The following is a 15,670-nucleotide window of genomic DNA, read 5'->3' as shown; positions in this document are numbered from 1 at the left end:
CGGTGGAGAGCTGTGGGGCACGCGGGCGGATCAGGAGAGCAGGGACCGGCCGATGATCTCCTTCATGATCTCGGTGGTCCCGCCGTAGATCGTCTGGATCCGGCCGTCGGTGAAGGCCTTGGCGACCCGGTATTCGGTCATATAGCCATATCCCCCGTGCAGTTGCAGACAGCGGTCGGCGACCCGCTTCTGCAGCTCGGTCGCCCACCATTTGGCCATCGAGGCGTGCACGGCGTCGAGTCCGCCCCGGGCGTGGTCCTCGATACAGCGGTCCAGGAACGTGCGGGTGACGGCGCACTCGGTGGCCATCTCGGCGATCTCGAAGCGGATGTGCTGGAGCTTCGCCAGCGGACGGCCGAACGCCTCGCGCTCCTTGACGTACGCGGTGGTGATCTCCAGCAGATGCTCGGCCGCCGCGATCCCGGCGACGGCGATGTTCATCCGCTCCTGGGCCAGGTTGGTCATCAGATGCCCGAACGCGCCGTGCAGTTCCCCGAGGAGGTTCTCCTTGGGGACGCGGACGTCACGGAAGAACAGCTCGGCGGTGTCCTGGGCCTTCTGGCCGATCTTGTCGAGGTTGCGGCCCCGCTCGAAGCCCTCGGCCCCCCGCTCGACGACGATCAGGCTGAGGCCCTTCGCCCCGCCCTCGGGCGTGGTCTTCGCGACGACGATGACGAGGTCGGCGAGGATGCCGTTGGAGATGAAGGTCTTGGAGCCGTTCAGCACCCAGTGGTCGCCCCGGTCCTCGGCCGCGGTGCGGATGCCCTGCAGATCGGAGCCGGCCCCCGGCTCGGTCATGGCGATGGCCGTGACGGTCTCGCCCGTGCAGAAGCCGGGCAGCCAGCGGCGCTTCTGCTCGTCGGTGGCGAGCGAGGTCAGATACGGGCCGATGATGTCGTTGTGCAGCCCGATCGCCAGCCCCGAGACGCCCGCCCGGGTGAACTCCTCGGTGAGCACCGCGCTGTAGCGGAAGTCGGGCTCTCCCCCGCCGCCGTACTCCTCGGGCACCGCGAGGCCGAGCAGCCCCTGCCGCCCGGCGGCGAGCCAGGCGTCGCGGGAGACGACGCCGTCCTCCTCCCACCGGGCGTAGTGCGGTGTCACTTCCTTGGTGAGGAACGCCCGCACGGTCTCGCGGAACGCCTCGTGGTCGGCGGTGAAGATCCGGCGCTGCATCGTCACGGGCCCTCCTGGGGCTTGAGAAGGCCGCGGACGTCCCAGTCGCGGGCGACCTCGGCGGTATCGGCGCCGGGCCGCGCGGGCGGCCTGCGGACGGATCCGGGGGTGGCGGAGAAGCGCGGGGCGGGGGCCGGCTGGACGAGACCGGCGTGCTCGATGAAGGTGCCGCGCGCGGCGAGGTGCGGGTGGCCGGGGGCTTCGCGCAGCGACAGCACCGGCGCGACACAGGCGTCCGAGTCCTCGAAGACGGCCGTCCACTCGGCGCGGGTGCGCTGCCGGAACCGGTCGGCGATGGCGGTACGCAGCTCGCCCCAGCGGGCGAGGTCGTCGCGGGCGGGCGCGGTCTCCTCGATGCCGAGCAGGCGGACGAACTCGGCGTAGAAGCGGGGCTCCAGCGCGCCGACCGCCATGTGGCCGCCGTCGGCCGTCTCGTACGTGCCGTAGAAGGGCGCGCCCCCGTCGAGGAGGTTGGCCCCGCGCCGGTCCTGCCAGCCGCCGGCCGCCAGCATGCCGTGGATCATGGCGGTGAGGTGCGCGGCGCCGTCGACGATGGCGGCGTCGACGACCTGTCCGGTGCCGGTGCCGCGGGCGTGCTGGAGGGCGGCGAGGACGCCGATGACGAGGTAGAGGGAGCCGCCCGCGTAGTCGCCGAGGAGGTTGCCGGGCGGGTACGGGGGGCCGTCGGCCGGGCCGGTCATGCCCAGGGCGCCGGTGACGGCGATGTAGCCGATGTCGTGCCCGGCCGTGTGCGCGAGCGGGCCCTCCTGGCCCCAGCCGGTCATCCGTCCGTAGACGAGCCGGGGATTGCGGGCGAGGCAGGTGTCGGGGCCGACACCGAGCCGCTCGGCGACGCCGGGGCGGTAGCCCTCCAGCAGCACGTCGGCCCGTTCGACGAGGTCGAGCACCGTCGCCGGGCCGTGCTCGGTCTTGAGGTCGACGACGACGGAGCGTTTGTTGCGGTTGGCGATGTCGTGGTCGGGGTCGATGGCGAGCCCCGGACCGCCGGGGCGGTCGACACGGACGACGTCGGCGCCGAGATCGGCGAGGAGCATGGCCGCGAACGGGCCCGGCCCGATGCCCGCGAGCTCGACGACGCGCACCCCGGTGAGCGGGCCGTTCCCTGACGCTGCCATCCAGACCCCAGTCCCGTGACGACCTCTTGTGACACAACTGCTGTAACACTCGCGATGTTAAGAACGTGTTCCACTTTCCACAAGCCCCCGGGAGTGTTCCGCCGGACGCCAAAATCCCGCTGCCGCGGCGGCACTTGACCGGGGCGTCGGCGGGATCGGGCGGGGGGCACGGGAGACGGGCTCAGCCCGCGTCGAGCTGGGCGATCAGTCTCTTGGGGGCGATGGTCCGGTAGCTCTCCTCGACCCAGTCGCAGAGCAGGTCGACGGGCGTCCCGCCGGTCAGCGGCACGGACACCCAGCCCGACCGCCCGAGCCCGTACCCGCTGGGCGCGGCTCCGGGCACGGCGAGGGCGTGCCCGTGGGTCTCCTCGTCCTTGAGCTTGACGCTGATGCCGGGGCTCTCGGTGTTCCCCTCGGCCCCCAGGAAGACGAAGATCTTCTTATTGACCTTGATGACGGCGTCGTCCTCCCACGGGAACTCCTCGACGGATCCCGGGAGTCCGAGCGCGAAGTCACGGACCTTCGCGCGCGCGGTGAGGGGGGCTGGGGATGCCGGCATGGGGTCCTCCGGTCGGGGGCTGTTCTTACGCGTCGCGGTACGCGGTGCGGGGACCGGGCGCTCCGGCGTGGGGCCTTGTCCTTCCCCCGGAACTTCCCGGGCCGGACAGCATGCACCGCCGTCACCTCCCGTCACCGAATGAGCTGACCTACGACACGGTATGTGAGAAGAACTACCGTCGCAGCGTCAACAGGCAGTTCACCCTTCGCCAAGCGGCGGGCGCGGGCCGAGCACGGCATCGCCCGCCTCAAGGACCACCCGCGCCATCGCCGTCCTGGGGCCAGAAGGCCGCGCTGGAGCGTGCCCCGAAATATCCGCGCGAGGGAGGCGCGGGGGCTGGATCCGCGGCGGGTGCCGCCGGTGAAGTGAAGGTGGACCAGTCGTCGGCGGGTGCTTCGTCAAGCCCGCCATGGGGCGGATGTGTGCGCGGTTGTGCCCTTCGTACTGATGAATTCCGGTGCTGGGCAGGATGCCGAGCGGGATCCGGCTCATGATGTGAGTGATCTGGTTCCGCTTCTGCGAGGAGATGCCGGCTGGTGAAAACAAGGGTCGGCTGCCGCTACCGCTGTCCAGCTCCCGGCTGTTGCGACCGGGGTCATCGCTTCGCCCGGGCGCGGGCCCTGGCCGCCGTGGCCTACAGGGTCAGGGCCGGGTGAGCCGGTGGACGCACCGAAGCAGGCACTCACGGCGTTCATCGATGTCATGCACCCCGTCGCACTGCTGTTGAGCATCGTGTTCATTACCTATGTCGTGTTGATCTCGGTGCCCTATGTCCGGCACGCGCCGCGGCCGCCGGGTGACGCGAGGGACTTCGCCTGGCATCTGTTCGTGCCCTGCCGTGACGAGGAAGCGGTCATCGGCGCCACGATCGCCCATCTTCGGGCCGGCTTTCCCCACGCCCACGTCTGGGTCATCGACGACGCCAGTGTGGACGGCACGGCACGGACGGTCCGCTCGGTGGCGGAGGCCGACAGCCGGGTGCACCTGGTGTCCCGGCGGCTGCCCGAGGCACGGACCGGCAAGGGAGGGGCGCTCAACGCCGCCTACCGGGCACTGGACCGATGGCTGCCGGCGGACACCGACCGGTCCCGGGTGATCGTCGGGGTCATCGACGCCGACGGCCGACCAGCCGTGGACTGCCTCGACATGTGCGCCGCCGACCACCTCTTCGGCAACCCGGAGGTGAGCTCGGTACAGGTCATCGTGCGCATGGTCAACCGGGACAACGCCCGCCCGTTCCCGCGCCGTGGCCGGCTGGTCAACGCTCTCGGCCAGGCGCTGGTACGTATGCAGGACCTCGAATTCCGGGTGCCGATCTCAGCGATCCAGCTGACCCGCCGGCACACCAGGACAGTGGCCCTGGGCGGCAACGGGCAGTTCACCCGGCTCCGCGCCCTGGACACCGTACGGCGGCAGTACGGGCAGCCGTGGGGCGGCTCCCTGCTGGAGGACTACGAGCTGAGCGTCCACCTCCTCCTCACCGGGCACCGCACCGCGTACACGCCCGACACCTACGTCGATCAGGAAGGGCTGCCCAGCCTGCGGCGGCTGATCACCCAGCGCACCCGGTGGGGCCAAGGCACCATGCAGTGCTGCCGCTACCTCCCACGGCTGTGGAACTGCCGCCACCTGCCCAAAGCCGGCAAGCTCGAAGTCGGCTACTTCCTGCTGGCGCCGTGGATCCAGCTCTTCGGAACCTTCGCGTTTCTGGCCCCCTTGGGAATCCTCGCCTGCGACGCCGCCAACCCCGGCGTCTCCCCGGCGGCTGCTCCCGCATGGTCGACCGGCGGCGGCCTGGTGCTGTACATGCTGCTCGGGATGACACCGCTGGCCACCTGGGGTCCGCTCTACATCTGGCGCTGCGAGCCGGCCACCGGCCTGCGCGGAGCGATCGGATACGGCCTGGCCTACGCCGTCTACATCGTTGTGCTCTTCTACGTCACCTCATGGCGGGCGTTCTTCCGCATCCTCCGAGGCCGCAGCACATGGTCGAAGACCCGCCGCAACGCGGAGGCGCACCAGGGCACGGCCGCCGTGGAAACGTAGGCTGTGCCGCGGTAACCGGCGCTGTGCCCGGTCGGCCAGGGCGGCGCGGCACGTCGCGTCAGTAGCGCTTTCGGTGGTGTGTGTAGGTCCACCAGTCGGGGGCGTCACTGTGGCGCGGGTCGGGGAGGACCCGGTCGAGGAACAGCGCGTCCAGCGGCTCGACCACCGCGCGCAGTTCCCGCGCGGCGCGTGGCGGAAGGGCGTGGAGGGCCTCCTCCAGGAGGACGCGCGCCTCATGGCTCGTGAAGCAGCAGGGCCAGTTCACGTCGCCGTTCCAGTCCTCCTCAGCGGCGTGCCGTCGCATTCCGTGGACGGTACGGGACCAGGAGGTGACGGCGTCGGCGATGCCGCCGGGGCGGTCGTGGACGTTTTCGTAGGCGGCCGTCTGCCGCTGGGCGGGGGCGGAGAGCCCGGGGACGACGCGACCGGGCCGGTCGTGATGGCGCGGTGTTCTCGGCAGCCCGGGGCGGATCCGGGCAGGCGGCTTACGCGGCATGGGACTTTCGGTAAGTGATCATGTCGGTGACGGTAGCGGCCGGGCCGACGGGCGCAAAGCGAATTAACGCCGGGGCGGCGTCGGGCCCGCCGCGCTCACAGGAGCCCGCCTTCCTCCAGGTACCGGCGTACGGACCGCACGGCGGCGTCGGGGAGAGGTGTCTGGGGGACGGCCGTGGCCGGGCAGTCGATGACGCCGAGCAGATGCAGGGCGGCCTTGAACCCGCCGAGGGCGGAGGAGCTGCCGCCCATGACCGCGGGGTCGCCCGTCTCGGCGAGCGCGAACAGCGCGGCGAGCCGGTCCTGTTCGCCCGCCGCTTCGGCCCAGCGGCCGGCGCGCGCGTGCCCGTACAGCCGTACGTACCCGGCCGGGTCGACGTTGCCCAGCCCGGGGACGACGCCGTGGGCGCCCGCCAGCAGGGCGGCGTCGACGGTGAGTTCGGAGCCGGTCAGCACGGAGAAACGGTCGGCGAGGCCACGGCCGCGCAGGGCGACCAGCAGACGACGCAGCGCCCCGCCGTCGCCGCTGCTGTCCTTGAGCCCGGCGAGGGTGCCGTCCTCGGCGAGCGCGAGGACGGTGGCGGCGGCGAGCTTGGTGTGGACGGCGGACGGGATGTCGTAGGCGAGGAGCGGCAGGTCCACCCCGTCGCGGATACGACGGAAGTGGGTGGCGGCCTCGGCCGGGTGGGGGTGCGAGTAGAAGGGCACGGTGGCGACGAGCCCGTCCGCGCCGAGCGCGGCGGCGGCGCGGGCCTGGTCGAGCACACGGGCGGTGGTCATGTCGATCACCCCGGCCAGCACGGGGACCCGGCCGGCGACGGCGTCGACGGTGGCCCGCAGCGCGGTGCGGCGCTGGGCGTCACTCAGATAGGCGGTCTCCCCGCTGGAACCGAGGGCGAAGACAGCGGTGGCACCCGCGGTGAGGACGTGTTCGACGAGGGAGGCGAGGGAGCGGGTGTCGATGTCGCCCGATGGGGTGAGCGGAGTGCACAGCGGAGGGACGACGCCGGAGAGGGGGCTGGGCAGACGCATCGCGGAACCGGCCTTCGACGGGAGGGAACGGGCGAGCGATCCGGACACGGCGGATCGCCGCTTCCGCGCCCGAATCTGTCTCAGCGCCCCTGGGGTGTCAAGGCCGCGCCGGCGCTGCGCGCGGCCGGGGCAGCGTAGGGGAAGCCGCCGCCCCGCGGCGCGCCCGCACGAGGGCGGCCACGGTCCGCGGGCCGTCAGGTGCCCGCACTCCGCCCTGACTCCCCCGCCTCCGACAGCGCCCGGCGGCAGAGGGAATCCGCCGCGCGGGTGGTTTCGGGGAGACGGAAAGCGGGGGCCAGGCGCAGGGCGTGGGCGCAGGCGTGGTCGAGGCTCACCCGGTGGCCGACGGAGACGAAGACCGGCTTCACGCCGTCCTGGGTGCGCAGGGCGCGGCCCACCTCCTCGTCGCCGTCCAGGAGCGCGGACGTGTCACCGCGGCGCGGGCCGGGTGGGGCGTAGGTGAAGGTGAAGGGGTTCTTGGCGACCCCGATCGTGGGCAGGCCGGTGAGGACGCCCAGGTGGGCCGCGAGGCCGAAGCGGCGGGGGTGGGCGAGCCCGTAGCCGTCGCAGACGACCAGGCCGGGGGTGACGGTGAGCCGGTCGAGGGCCGCGAGCACGGTGGGGATCTCGCGGAAGGCCAGCAGGCCCGGCACGTAGGGGAAGGCCACGCGGCCGACCGCCGTGGCCTCCTCGACGACGTCGAGCGTCTGCGCGTCGAGCGCGACGGCCGCCGCCGCGACGACGTCCCGCTCGTCGTCGTAGGCCACGTCCACGCCGACGACCACCAGCGGTTCCCCCGGCGGCGGCCCCGCCTCGTCCGTCACGACCCGGCCGCGCAACTCGTCCTGGACGGCGAGCGCTTCCGCCTCCGTCGTCGGCCAGTCGCCCGGCAGGTTCTCGCGGCCGCCGTGGTCAAGGTGCGCAGTGGTCATAGTGCGGGTCACGTTAATCGAGGGGCGGGCGCGCCGGGCTGCCGGGGCGGGCCGTGGACGCCCCGGGCGCGTAGCCTGTTGATCATGTTTGTACTGGAGCTGACCTACATCGCCCCCGTCGAGCGCGTCGAGGCCGCCCTCGCCGAGCACATCGCCTGGCTGGACGCGCACTACGCGTCCGGTGTCTTCATCGCCTCCGGCCGCAAGGTGCCGCGCGACGGCGGGGTCATCATCGCCCTCGGTGACGACCGGTCGAAGATCGAGGAGATCGTGGAGAGCGACCCGTTCACCGTGGCGGGGGTGTGCGAGTACTCGGTCACGGAGTTCCTCGCGACGAAGACCGCCCCGCCGCTGGAGTCCTACCGGCAGGAACTGCCTTCCTGAGCCCCGCCGGTCGCGGTCAGCGGCCCGGCCGGGCGAGGCGGGCGATCCGCCCCTTCTCCCCCGCCGCCCAGCAGCCGCGGTCGGGGGCGCAGTCGACCGTGTCGTACGAGCCGGGGTCGAAGGCGCGCCAGGTGCGGCCCGCGTCCGTGCTGAACTCGCTGCCGGTCGGTCCGACGGCGAGGGCGGCGGACCGGCTGTGCGGCAGCCAGGCCACGCCGGAGCGGTAGGCGGCCGGTGGCCGGCCCGCGGGCGTCCAGGTCGTGCCGCCGTCGCCGCTGACGGCCGCGGCGCGCGCCGACGGCTGCCCGGCACGGTAGTCACCGCCGACGGCCAGCCCGTGCGCGCGGTCGCGGAAGGCGAGCCCGAAGACGCCGCGCGCGGGGTCGCCGGCGGGCAGGGGCGTGTCGGTGACCGTCCAGGTGCGGCCGCGGTCGGCCGAGTGGAAGACGCGGGACGTCGCGCCGCCGCCGGTGGCGAACCACGCGTGGGATCCGGCGCGCGCGTCGGCGCCGACCACGCACTGGCCGCTCGCGGCGAACGCCGCCTCGCCGGGCAGGGCGGCGGGCATGCCGGCCGAGGGCAGCACCCGCCAGCGGCGCCCGCCGTCGTCGGTCGCGAGGATCCGGAACTTCCCGTCCACGGGGTCGCCGAGGGCGATGCCGCGGCGGGTGTCGAAGAACGTGAGGCAGTCGTAGAAGGCCTTCGGGTCGGTGTTGCGGAAGCTCTCCGTCCAGGTGGTGCCGCCGTCGTCCGTGCGGAAGACGCGCGAGGCCTCGCCCTCGCCGATCGCCAGGACGACCGCGCGGCGCCCGTCGAAGGCCTCCACGTCCCGGAATTCCAGCGCGCCCGCGCCGGGCGGTGAGACGTCGCGCCAGCGGCGTCCCCCGTCGCGGGTGAGCAGCACGGTCCCCTTGGTGCCCGCCACCCACGCGGTGCTGCGGCTCACGGCCGCGAGTCCGCGGAACCGCGCGTCGGATCCGCTGCTCTTCGTCTCCCAGGCCGGCTGCCGCGGGCCACCGTCGCCGTGCGCGGCGCGTGCGGCGCCGTGGGCGGGCGCGGTGCCCACGACGGCGAGCGCCACCCCACAGATCCCGGCGAGTAATCCTCTTGTCGACTTCCCCATCCGCCTCATAGGGCGGGAAGCTAGCCGACCGGGAGCGGCTCGTCCATGGTGCTGTTACCGAAGGAAACAGTCCAAGTTTCATCCTTTTGACCGATCGGGAGTGGCTGGACGGGCGATCCGGGGCCCGGCGGGCGCGCCTAGCGTGAAACGCATGACCCCCATCCCCCTGCCGTCCTCTTTCGGTACTCCCCTCGGGCCCCCGCGTCGACGGCACCGATGGCCGGCGGCCGCCCTGTGCGGTCTGTGGCTGATCGAGGGATGGTGGCTGAGCCGGGAGGCCGCGGACTTTCCGAACGGGGGCCACGCGCACCTGGTGGTGTGGGTCGCGGGGCTGCTGGTCGCCCTGTGCGTGCTGCCGTGGGCGGGACTGCCCGTACGGGCCCTGGCGGCCGCCGGGGTGTCGTGGTCGGCGACCGGTTGTCTGCTGGCCTTCGGGGTGCATGTGCCGGTCTGGGGATTCGCCGAGAGCGCGGCGCTGCTGACGTTGCTGGCACTCGTCGCCTGGCGCGTTCCGGTACGGGCCGCGCTGCCACTGGGTGTCGCACTGGCCGCCGGGGTGCTCGCCGCGCCCGTGCGGGACGCGAACACTGTCGGCACCACCGTCGTCGTCCACGCCCTCGTCGTGGCCGGGGTCGCCGCGCTGGGCCTGTGTCTGCGCTACCGGGACGCCGAGCGCGCCGAGGCGGTGGCCGCCGCGCGCGACGCCGAACGGCTGGAGCTGGCGGGCGAGTTGCACGACTTCGTCTCCCATCACGTCGCCGCGATGACCCTGCTGGCGCGCGCCACCGGCTCACTGGCGGAGGACGAGCGGGTCGCCGCGTCCCTGCGGGACATCGAGGAGGCCGGTGACGAGGCGATGACAACGGCCCGGCGGCTGCTGCGCGTCCTGCACCAGGACCAGCCCCACCGCGAGCCGCTGCCCGGGGCGGGCGGGCTGACGGAGCTGGTCGACGGCTTCCACCGGACGAACCCGGGCGCCCCGCGGGTCACCCTGCACGTCGACCCCTGTTTCGACGCGGGCCTCGCCCCCGAACTGGCGGCGTCCGTGCACCGCATCGTCGGCGAGGCCCTCGCCAATGTGGCCCGGCACAGCCCCGGTGCCTCGGCCGTCCGCGTCACCCTGCGCCGGGCCGGCCACCGCCTCTTCGTGTCCGTGCACGACGACGGCGCCGCCCCGGGGCGGCAGCCGCACCGCACGCCCGAGGACAGCGGCGGTCTCGGCCTCGTCGGCCTCACCGAGCGGGCCGACGCGATCGGCGGCACGTTGACGGCGGGGCCGGTTCCGGGCGGTGGCTGGGAGGTCCTGGCAGCGCTGCCGGTACGCCCGTAGCTTGCCGCCTGCGGCTTGATGTGGCCGAGCTCAGCCGTACCAGCAGATCGTCCAGTGCCCGGCGCCCCACTCCAGGCAGTGACGGGTGGGCGAGGAAGACGGGGTCGGTACCCGCGTGGGGCTCGGGGTCGGCGGCGGGGTGGTCGACGGGGCGACCGTCGGGGTCGGGGCGGGAGCCTGGGACCGGGTGGGTGCCGCGACCGTCGGCGCGGACACCGCCGTGGGGGACGGACCGGGCGGCCGGACGACCGGGGGCGCCGTTGGCGTGGCCGTGCGCGGGACAGCCGTGACGGAGGGCGCGGGCACAGCCGCCGTCTGCCGTCCCGTCGCCCCGGGAGCCGGTGAGGCGGGCGCCGACGGCGCTTCCCCTCCCGGCCGCCCCGGCCGCCCCGGCCGCCCTGTCTGCCCCGGCTGCCCCGTCGCCTCCGCGGAGCGCCCAGGCCCCGGCGAACCGCTTCGCGCCGACGCCGTCACGGCCGGGGCCGCGGCTTCTGGCCGCGACCCGGATCCGGTGCCGGCGGCCAGCGCGATACCCGCGACGACCGCGCCCGCCACCGCCAGCACGCCCGCCCCGGCCGCGCCCGCCGCGACGGGACCGCCCTGCCCCGTCCCGCCACGCAGCAGCTGACCCACGGACTTGAGCGCGCCCGATCCCGTACCGCCCGAACCGCCCTGCGCCGCACCGGCCGCACCCGCCGCGCCCGCCACCGGCAGCAGGAACTTCCCCGCGCCGCCGGCGAACAGCACCAGCAGCGCCGGACCGACGAGGGCGGGCAGCCGGTGATTGGCCCGGGTCAGCAGGGCCAACCGGGCCCGGCAGTCGGGGCAGTCGGCGACGTGCGCGTCGAGCCCGTCGGACTGCCGGGCCGGGGCCACGCCCCGGACACACGCCGGCATGCGCTCCCAGTGCTTCCCGCACGCCGCGCGTTCCGGGGCACCCGGCAGGGTGCGCAGGAACGCCTGGCGCATGCCCTCCCGGGCCCGGTGCAGCAGGACGGCCGTGGCGCCGCGCCCGGCGCCGATGCGCCGGCCGACCGTCTCCAGCGGCTGCCCCTCGGCCTCCGCCAGCCAGAGCGCGGTGACCCAGCGGCGGGGCAGCTGGCCGAGGACCTTCGCGAGCAGTTCGACGTAGGCGACGCGCTGGAAGGGGTCGGAGCCGGTCGTGGCCGGCACGTCCGGCCAGGCGGGCCCGTCCACCGGGTCCTGCGGGATCTCACGCGTCGCCCGCCCCACGGTGGTGGCGAGGTTCTTCACGGTGGTCGTGAGGTAGGCGGACACATTGTCGATGTCGTGCCCGTCCCGCAGCCGGCGCCAGACCCGGAAATGAGCCTCGGCCACGAGGTCCTCGGCGGCCCAGGAGTCGGCGGTGAGGGTGCGTGCGTAGGCCACGAGCCGCGGGTGTTCGCGCTCGTAGAGCCGCGTGTAGTCGGCCGCTCCCGGCGCTGTCGAACGGTCGGTCATCGTGGTGCGTACTCCTGTCGGTGCCTCGCCGCGGGCGGGCGGCTTCTCTGCAGGTCCGCCCGCCCTTGGAGGCATTACCTAGAGTTCGCAAGCGTAGATGGCAAATGTCTCCCCCATCCAAGGGCAGTGACGCAGCTCACGCTCGATTCATGTGCACGAGGACGATCGATATCCCGTCTCTCCAGCCGAAGAGGCAAGGACCCGCACCACCCGGAATCAAGCGCAAGGGAGCAGGCGTTGTCCACTCTCATCGACCAGGCCGTCCAGGCCCGGCTCATCGTCTCGGCCCCGCCGGCCCGCGCCGTTCCCGCGCGGCTGCGCTACGAGCGCGCCGATCCCTTCGCCGTGCACATCGCCTTTCCGCCCGCCGCCTCCCTCGACGGTGCGGAGGTCGAGTGGACCTTCGCCCGCGAGCTGCTGGCGACCGGCCTCAACACCTCGACAGGCTGCGGGGACGTCCAGGTGTGGCCGTGCGGCGCGGACCGTACGGTGCTGGAGTTCCACGCGCGGGAGGGCGTGGCCATGGTCCAGCTCGACACCGCCGAACTCCGCCTCTTCCTGGGGCGTTCGTACGAGCTGGTGCCCGCGGGCACCGAGGCGGGTCACCTCGACGTGGACAGCGACCTCGCCGCGCTGCTGCGGGAGGCCTGACCGGGCGGTCCCGGCGGCGCCCACGGGACGTACGCGACCCAGCCGGTGCCCGGCAGCGGCCGGGGCAGCCAGTCGCGGGCGTAGGACGGCAGATGGCCGTCGCGGGGGTCGAAGAGGACGGCCGTCGGCTCGCGCCCCGAGGTGCGGACGATGTCGGCGGCGGTGGTCGAGCGGTTGTTGCCCGCGGTCTGGGCGGACACGCACCCCGCCGCGTAGGCGATGGGCTGCGCGCGCGGGCCGGTCACGAGGCAGGGCGGTTCGATGCCGAGGCGGCGCAGCGCCTCCGCCGCGCGACGGTAACGGACGGCGGTGTCACGGGCGTCGGCCGTGTTCACCCTCAACTCCTCCAGTTGCACCGAGAGATGGGCGACGAGCACCGCGCACAGCACGGCGGTCACGGCGTACCGCCGCCCGGTGGTACGCACCGAACGCACGACCCGGGCGGCGAGACCGGCCACGGGCAGGGCGAGCAGGGCGTAAGCGGGAAGCAGGAAGCGGGGGGCGGAGTAGTCGAGGAGCAGCAGATAGGGCAGGGCGAGGCCGAGCGCGCAGGCGACGGGCAGCAGGGTGACGGCCGCCCCCTCCTCCGCGCGCCGGCGGGCCCGCAGCGCGAGGGCGCAGGCGGTGGCGGCGACGACGGGGAGCAGCAGCCACCACAGCGAGTGGGTGAGCGACGGCCCCGCGATCCGGCAGGGCCGGCACAGCTGCGGGCCGTTGAGCGCGCGGTAGGCGGCCCGGAACCCGGCGCCGAGGTGCGCGCCCATGCCACCTTCGGTGTCGCTGGACAGAGCCAGCCGGTGGGCGATGCCGCCGAAGCGCACGTACGCCTCGACGGCCCACTGGGCACCGCCGAGCGCGAGTCCGCCGAGGACGGCGGCCACGGTGCCGGGCCGGCGCCAGGCCCGTACGGCCGCGCAGCCGGCCAGCAGGGGCAGGGCCAGCCAGACCCCGTCGTGGGCGCGGAAGAGGGTGGCGGCGGCGAGGGTGATGACGACACCGGCCAGGGCGGTGCCCCGGTCGGTGACGTCGTGGTGGGCGCGCAGGAACCAGCCGACGGCGGCGACGGCCGCGAGCGCGACCCAGAGGTTCGGCATGACCTCCGGGCCGCTGAGCACGGTGATCCACAGTCCGGCGAGGAGCAGCGCCGCGAGCGCCGGCCGCCCCCGCCCGAGCAGTGGCTCCCACACCTTGAACGCCGCGTACAGCGCGGCGGAGGAGAGGAGCACCAGCACCAGGCGCAGGGCGAGGGTGGAGGAGGTGAGGACGATGACGGGCGCGACGAGGAAGCTGACGCCGCGTGAGCGCGGGGCGCTGAAGTAGGCGGCCGGGTTGTGGGGGTCGACCTGCGAGAGGTAGACGCTTTCGTCCCAGCCGAGCTCCATGTGCGCCACGGCGAAGCACAGTTGCAGCACCGCGTAGCCGAGCGCGACGGCCGCCAGGCGCGGATCACGGCGGACCGGCCGGGTGGGTACGGGCTCGGTGACGCGCTCGGTGGTGGCCATGGTCCTCTTCTACCGCATCCACGCCCGGCGCGGGTCGTTCGAACGGCGGGGCGGTGTCAGGGCCGTTCGGCCCGGAGCCGGGAGGCGGCGATCTCGGCCTCGGCGGCGGTGCGGTCGGCCCAGCAGGCGCCGTCGACGGACTTGCCGGGTTCGAGCTCTTTGTAGACCTCGAAGAAGTGCTGGATCTCCAGCCGGTCGAACTCCGGCAGGTGCCGCAGGTCCCGCAGGTGCTCGTGCCGGGGGTCCTGGGCGGGCACGCACAGGACCTTGTCGTCCTCGCCCTGTTCGTCGCGCATCCGGAACATCCCGATCGCGCGACAGCGGACGACGATGCCGGGGAAGGTGGGCTCGCTCGCGAGGACGAGGGCGTCGAGCGGGTCGCCGTCGGCGCCGAGGGTCCCTTCGATGTATCCGTAGTCCGCGGGGTAACGGGTCGAGGTGAACAGCAGCCGGTCCAGCCGGATGCGCCCCCGCTCGTGGTCCATCTCGTACTTGTTCCGGCTGCCTTGCGGGATCTCCACGATGACATCGAAGTCCACGGATGCTCCTCGGTAGGTGTCGGGCCACCATGGTGGCCCGACAGGCCACGCCCTGTCCGGGGTTCGGAGGCGCCCCCACCCGTCGGCCCCGGGCGGAACCCGTCCTCCCACGGCGGGAGGCACCGGGACGCGCGGAGCGGCCCGGGGCCGCGGGTGACCACGGCGACCGGCCCCGGACGGCAGCAGACCGCAGCAGACGGCTAGTCGTCCTCCGGCGCGGAGCGCGACGGAACCAGGCAGCGGCCGTCCGGCCGCGCGGCGGAAGGCCGGGGCACGGGCATCGAGTCGGGCTCGGACCCGGGCGCCGAAACGGACGCGCCGCGGCACGGCACAGGGCCGGAAGTACTGCCCTCGGCACGAGACACCCCACCCGGCGGCCGGGGCTCGGACACCGACTCACAGCCAGGCGCCGCCGTTCCGCACGGCACGGGAGCAGAACCGGCGGAGCCCTCCGCAGGAGAGGCCCGCAGCGTCAGCATGACCACCCCGGCCGTGGCGACGGCGCCCGCCACGACGGCCAGCACGCCGCCGGCGGCCCCGTAGCGGAAGCCCTCGCCGAGGACCGTGATGCCGACCGCCGCGGCCACCACGGGGTTGACGACGGTCACCGTCGCGAGCGGTGCCGCGAGCCCCGCCCCGCGGTAGGCGGCTTGGGACAGCAGCAGGCCCGCCGTGGCGAGGACCGCGATGATGCCGAGGGTGGGCAGCAGGGAGCCCGTCGCGCGGTCGGTCCAGTCCTCGGCCGCCGCCTTGGTGAAGACGGACGCGATACCGAAGGCGGCACCCGCCGCGGACGCCAGGGTCACGCCCCGTACGACCGGCCGGCGCATCCGGTGCGCGGCGAGCACGAGCGCGGCCACGGCGGCCAGGACGACCGCCGCGAGCACCGGCCGCTCGGCGCCGCCGAGGGACTCGGGGTGCGGGGTGCCGGTCAGGGAGAGCAGGCCCGCGAGGCCGACGGTCGCGAGGACGGCCCCGCGCCATCCCGCGGCCCCGACCGGCCGGTGCACGAGCAGGGCGGCCATCGGCAGGGCGAACACCAAGGTCAGCGCGCCCAGCGGCTGCACCAGGCTGAGCGGTCCGAACGCCAGGGCGACCACGTGCAGCGCCGCGCCGACGCCGGTGAGCGCGACGGCGCCCCACCAGCCGGGGCGGCGCAGGGGCGCGTAGGTGAGGCCGTCACTCGTGGCCGCGACGCGCTCCTGTGCGATGGCCGCGGCCGCGTAGGCGGCGGCGGATATCAGGCACAGCAGCACCGACACCATGAGTGCACTCACGCCACGCCCCGCCCATCCGTTCCATCGTGC

Annotated in this window: 15 protein-coding genes; 4 read left to right on the top strand and 11 right to left on the bottom strand. The window is 74.1% G+C overall.

Translation table 11 applies throughout. From position 1 onward, the window contains the following. Positions 1-30 precede the first annotated feature (30 nt). The 3 genes from AB8O64_RS30380 to AB8O64_RS30370 all read right to left on the bottom strand — a co-directional run bounded on the left by AB8O64_RS30380 (position 31) and on the right by AB8O64_RS30370 (position 2,868). Complete coding sequence (locus AB8O64_RS30380) at positions 31-1,173, bottom strand: acyl-CoA dehydrogenase family protein (protein ID WP_370424018.1); 1,143 nt, start codon at positions 1,171-1,173, stop codon at positions 31-33. A 2-nt stretch (positions 1,174-1,175) separates the two neighbouring features. Next, the gene (locus tag AB8O64_RS30375; RefSeq protein ID WP_370422631.1) at positions 1,176-2,309 is read right to left on the bottom strand and encodes a CaiB/BaiF CoA transferase family protein; all 1,134 of its coding nucleotides are present in this window, start codon (positions 2,307-2,309) and stop codon (positions 1,176-1,178) included. 181 nt (positions 2,310-2,490) lie between these two features. Then, on the bottom strand, positions 2,491-2,868 hold the full coding sequence (locus tag AB8O64_RS30370) for an MmcQ/YjbR family DNA-binding protein (RefSeq protein WP_370422630.1): 378 nt from the start codon (positions 2,866-2,868) through the stop codon (positions 2,491-2,493). Positions 2,869-3,528: 660 nt separating this feature from the next. Between AB8O64_RS30370 and AB8O64_RS30365 the strand changes: the two genes are divergently transcribed. Beyond that, positions 3,529-4,914: a glycosyltransferase family 2 protein gene (locus tag AB8O64_RS30365; protein ID WP_370422629.1), complete on the top strand. Its 1,386-nt coding sequence runs from the start codon at positions 3,529-3,531 to the stop codon at positions 4,912-4,914. 58 nt (positions 4,915-4,972) lie between these two features. Here the strand turns inward: AB8O64_RS30365 and AB8O64_RS30360 are convergent, their stop codons facing one another. The 3 genes from AB8O64_RS30360 to AB8O64_RS30350 form a co-directional block, all read right to left on the bottom strand. Then, on the bottom strand, positions 4,973-5,410 hold the full coding sequence (locus tag AB8O64_RS30360) for a hypothetical protein (protein WP_370422627.1): 438 nt from the start codon (positions 5,408-5,410) through the stop codon (positions 4,973-4,975). A 95-nt stretch (positions 5,411-5,505) separates the two neighbouring features. Then, entirely contained in the window at positions 5,506-6,441 is a 936-nt protein-coding gene (locus AB8O64_RS30355; protein WP_370424016.1) for a dihydrodipicolinate synthase family protein, read from the bottom strand. Positions 6,442-6,635: 194 nt separating this feature from the next. After that, positions 6,636-7,373: an endonuclease V gene (locus AB8O64_RS30350; RefSeq protein WP_370422626.1), complete on the bottom strand. Its 738-nt coding sequence runs from the start codon at positions 7,371-7,373 to the stop codon at positions 6,636-6,638. A gap of 84 nt (positions 7,374-7,457) precedes the next feature. Between AB8O64_RS30350 and AB8O64_RS30345 the strand changes: the two genes are divergently transcribed. After that, positions 7,458-7,757 carry a YciI family protein gene (locus tag AB8O64_RS30345; protein WP_356455038.1) on the top strand — a complete coding sequence of 100 codons (300 nt, stop codon included), beginning with the start codon at positions 7,458-7,460 and terminating at the stop codon, positions 7,755-7,757. 16 nt (positions 7,758-7,773) lie between these two features. Here AB8O64_RS30345 and AB8O64_RS30340 read toward each other — a convergent pair whose 3' ends face one another. Then, on the bottom strand, positions 7,774-8,880 hold the full coding sequence (locus AB8O64_RS30340; protein WP_370422624.1) for a WD40/YVTN/BNR-like repeat-containing protein: 1,107 nt from the start codon (positions 8,878-8,880) through the stop codon (positions 7,774-7,776). A 151-nt stretch (positions 8,881-9,031) separates the two neighbouring features. Here AB8O64_RS30340 and AB8O64_RS30335 point away from each other — a divergent pair, with 151 nt between their 5' ends. Continuing rightward, positions 9,032-10,210, top strand: a complete 1,179-nt coding sequence (locus AB8O64_RS30335) for a sensor histidine kinase (RefSeq protein ID WP_370422622.1) — start codon at positions 9,032-9,034, stop codon at positions 10,208-10,210. A 30-nt stretch (positions 10,211-10,240) separates the two neighbouring features. On the opposite strand, the gene AB8O64_RS30330 is transcribed toward AB8O64_RS30335, so the two are convergent. Beyond that, positions 10,241-11,671: a sigma factor gene (locus AB8O64_RS30330; protein WP_370422621.1), complete on the bottom strand. Its 1,431-nt coding sequence runs from the start codon at positions 11,669-11,671 to the stop codon at positions 10,241-10,243. A gap of 237 nt (positions 11,672-11,908) precedes the next feature. Here AB8O64_RS30330 and AB8O64_RS30325 point away from each other — a divergent pair, with 237 nt between their 5' ends. After that, on the top strand, positions 11,909-12,322 hold the full coding sequence (locus AB8O64_RS30325) for an SsgA family sporulation/cell division regulator (protein ID WP_370422620.1): 414 nt from the start codon (positions 11,909-11,911) through the stop codon (positions 12,320-12,322). On the opposite strand, the gene AB8O64_RS30320 is transcribed toward AB8O64_RS30325, so the two are convergent. The 3 genes from AB8O64_RS30320 to AB8O64_RS30310 all read right to left on the bottom strand — a co-directional run bounded on the left by AB8O64_RS30320 (position 12,274) and on the right by AB8O64_RS30310 (position 15,640). Next, positions 12,274-13,824, bottom strand: coding sequence for a hypothetical protein (locus tag AB8O64_RS30320; RefSeq protein WP_370422618.1), 1,551 nt, complete (start codon positions 13,822-13,824; stop codon positions 12,274-12,276). The two genes, AB8O64_RS30325 and AB8O64_RS30320, sit on opposite strands and share 49 nt — an antisense overlap. Positions 13,825-13,880: 56 nt before the next feature. Continuing rightward, positions 13,881-14,363, bottom strand: a complete 483-nt coding sequence (locus tag AB8O64_RS30315) for an inorganic diphosphatase (protein WP_130881412.1) — start codon at positions 14,361-14,363, stop codon at positions 13,881-13,883. 200 nt (positions 14,364-14,563) lie between these two features. Continuing rightward, on the bottom strand, positions 14,564-15,640 hold the full coding sequence (locus AB8O64_RS30310) for a DMT family transporter (RefSeq protein WP_370422617.1): 1,077 nt from the start codon (positions 15,638-15,640) through the stop codon (positions 14,564-14,566). Positions 15,641-15,670: the final 30 nt, after the last annotated feature.

The organism is Streptomyces sp. QH1-20 (assembly GCF_041283565.1).
Taxonomy (GTDB): Bacteria; Actinomycetota; Actinomycetes; order Streptomycetales; family Streptomycetaceae; genus Streptomyces; species Streptomyces syringius.
Note: the sequence above shows the minus strand (reverse complement) of the source record. Positions and strands in the feature narration are given on the sequence as shown.

Coding starts and splice junctions, on each gene's coding strand:
- AB8O64_RS30350 (WP_370422626.1), bottom strand. CDS start 7,373: ATGACCACTGCGCACCTTGACCACGGCGGCCGCGAGAACCTGCCGGGC.
- AB8O64_RS30345 (WP_356455038.1), top strand. CDS start 7,458: ATGTTTGTACTGGAGCTGACCTACATCGCCCCCGTCGAGCGCGTCGAG.
- AB8O64_RS30335 (WP_370422622.1), top strand. CDS start 9,032: ATGACCCCCATCCCCCTGCCGTCCTCTTTCGGTACTCCCCTCGGGCCC.
- AB8O64_RS30330 (WP_370422621.1), bottom strand. CDS start 11,671: ATGACCGACCGTTCGACAGCGCCGGGAGCGGCCGACTACACGCGGCTC.
- AB8O64_RS30375 (WP_370422631.1), bottom strand. CDS start 2,309: ATGGCAGCGTCAGGGAACGGCCCGCTCACCGGGGTGCGCGTCGTCGAG.
- AB8O64_RS30320 (WP_370422618.1), bottom strand. CDS start 13,824: ATGGCCACCACCGAGCGCGTCACCGAGCCCGTACCCACCCGGCCGGTC.
- AB8O64_RS30380 (WP_370424018.1), bottom strand. CDS start 1,173: ATGCAGCGCCGGATCTTCACCGCCGACCACGAGGCGTTCCGCGAGACC.
- AB8O64_RS30360 (WP_370422627.1), bottom strand. CDS start 5,410: ATGCCGCGTAAGCCGCCTGCCCGGATCCGCCCCGGGCTGCCGAGAACA.
- AB8O64_RS30370 (WP_370422630.1), bottom strand. CDS start 2,868: ATGCCGGCATCCCCAGCCCCCCTCACCGCGCGCGCGAAGGTCCGTGAC.
- AB8O64_RS30340 (WP_370422624.1), bottom strand. CDS start 8,880: ATGGGGAAGTCGACAAGAGGATTACTCGCCGGGATCTGTGGGGTGGCG.
- AB8O64_RS30355 (WP_370424016.1), bottom strand. CDS start 6,441: ATGCGTCTGCCCAGCCCCCTCTCCGGCGTCGTCCCTCCGCTGTGCACT.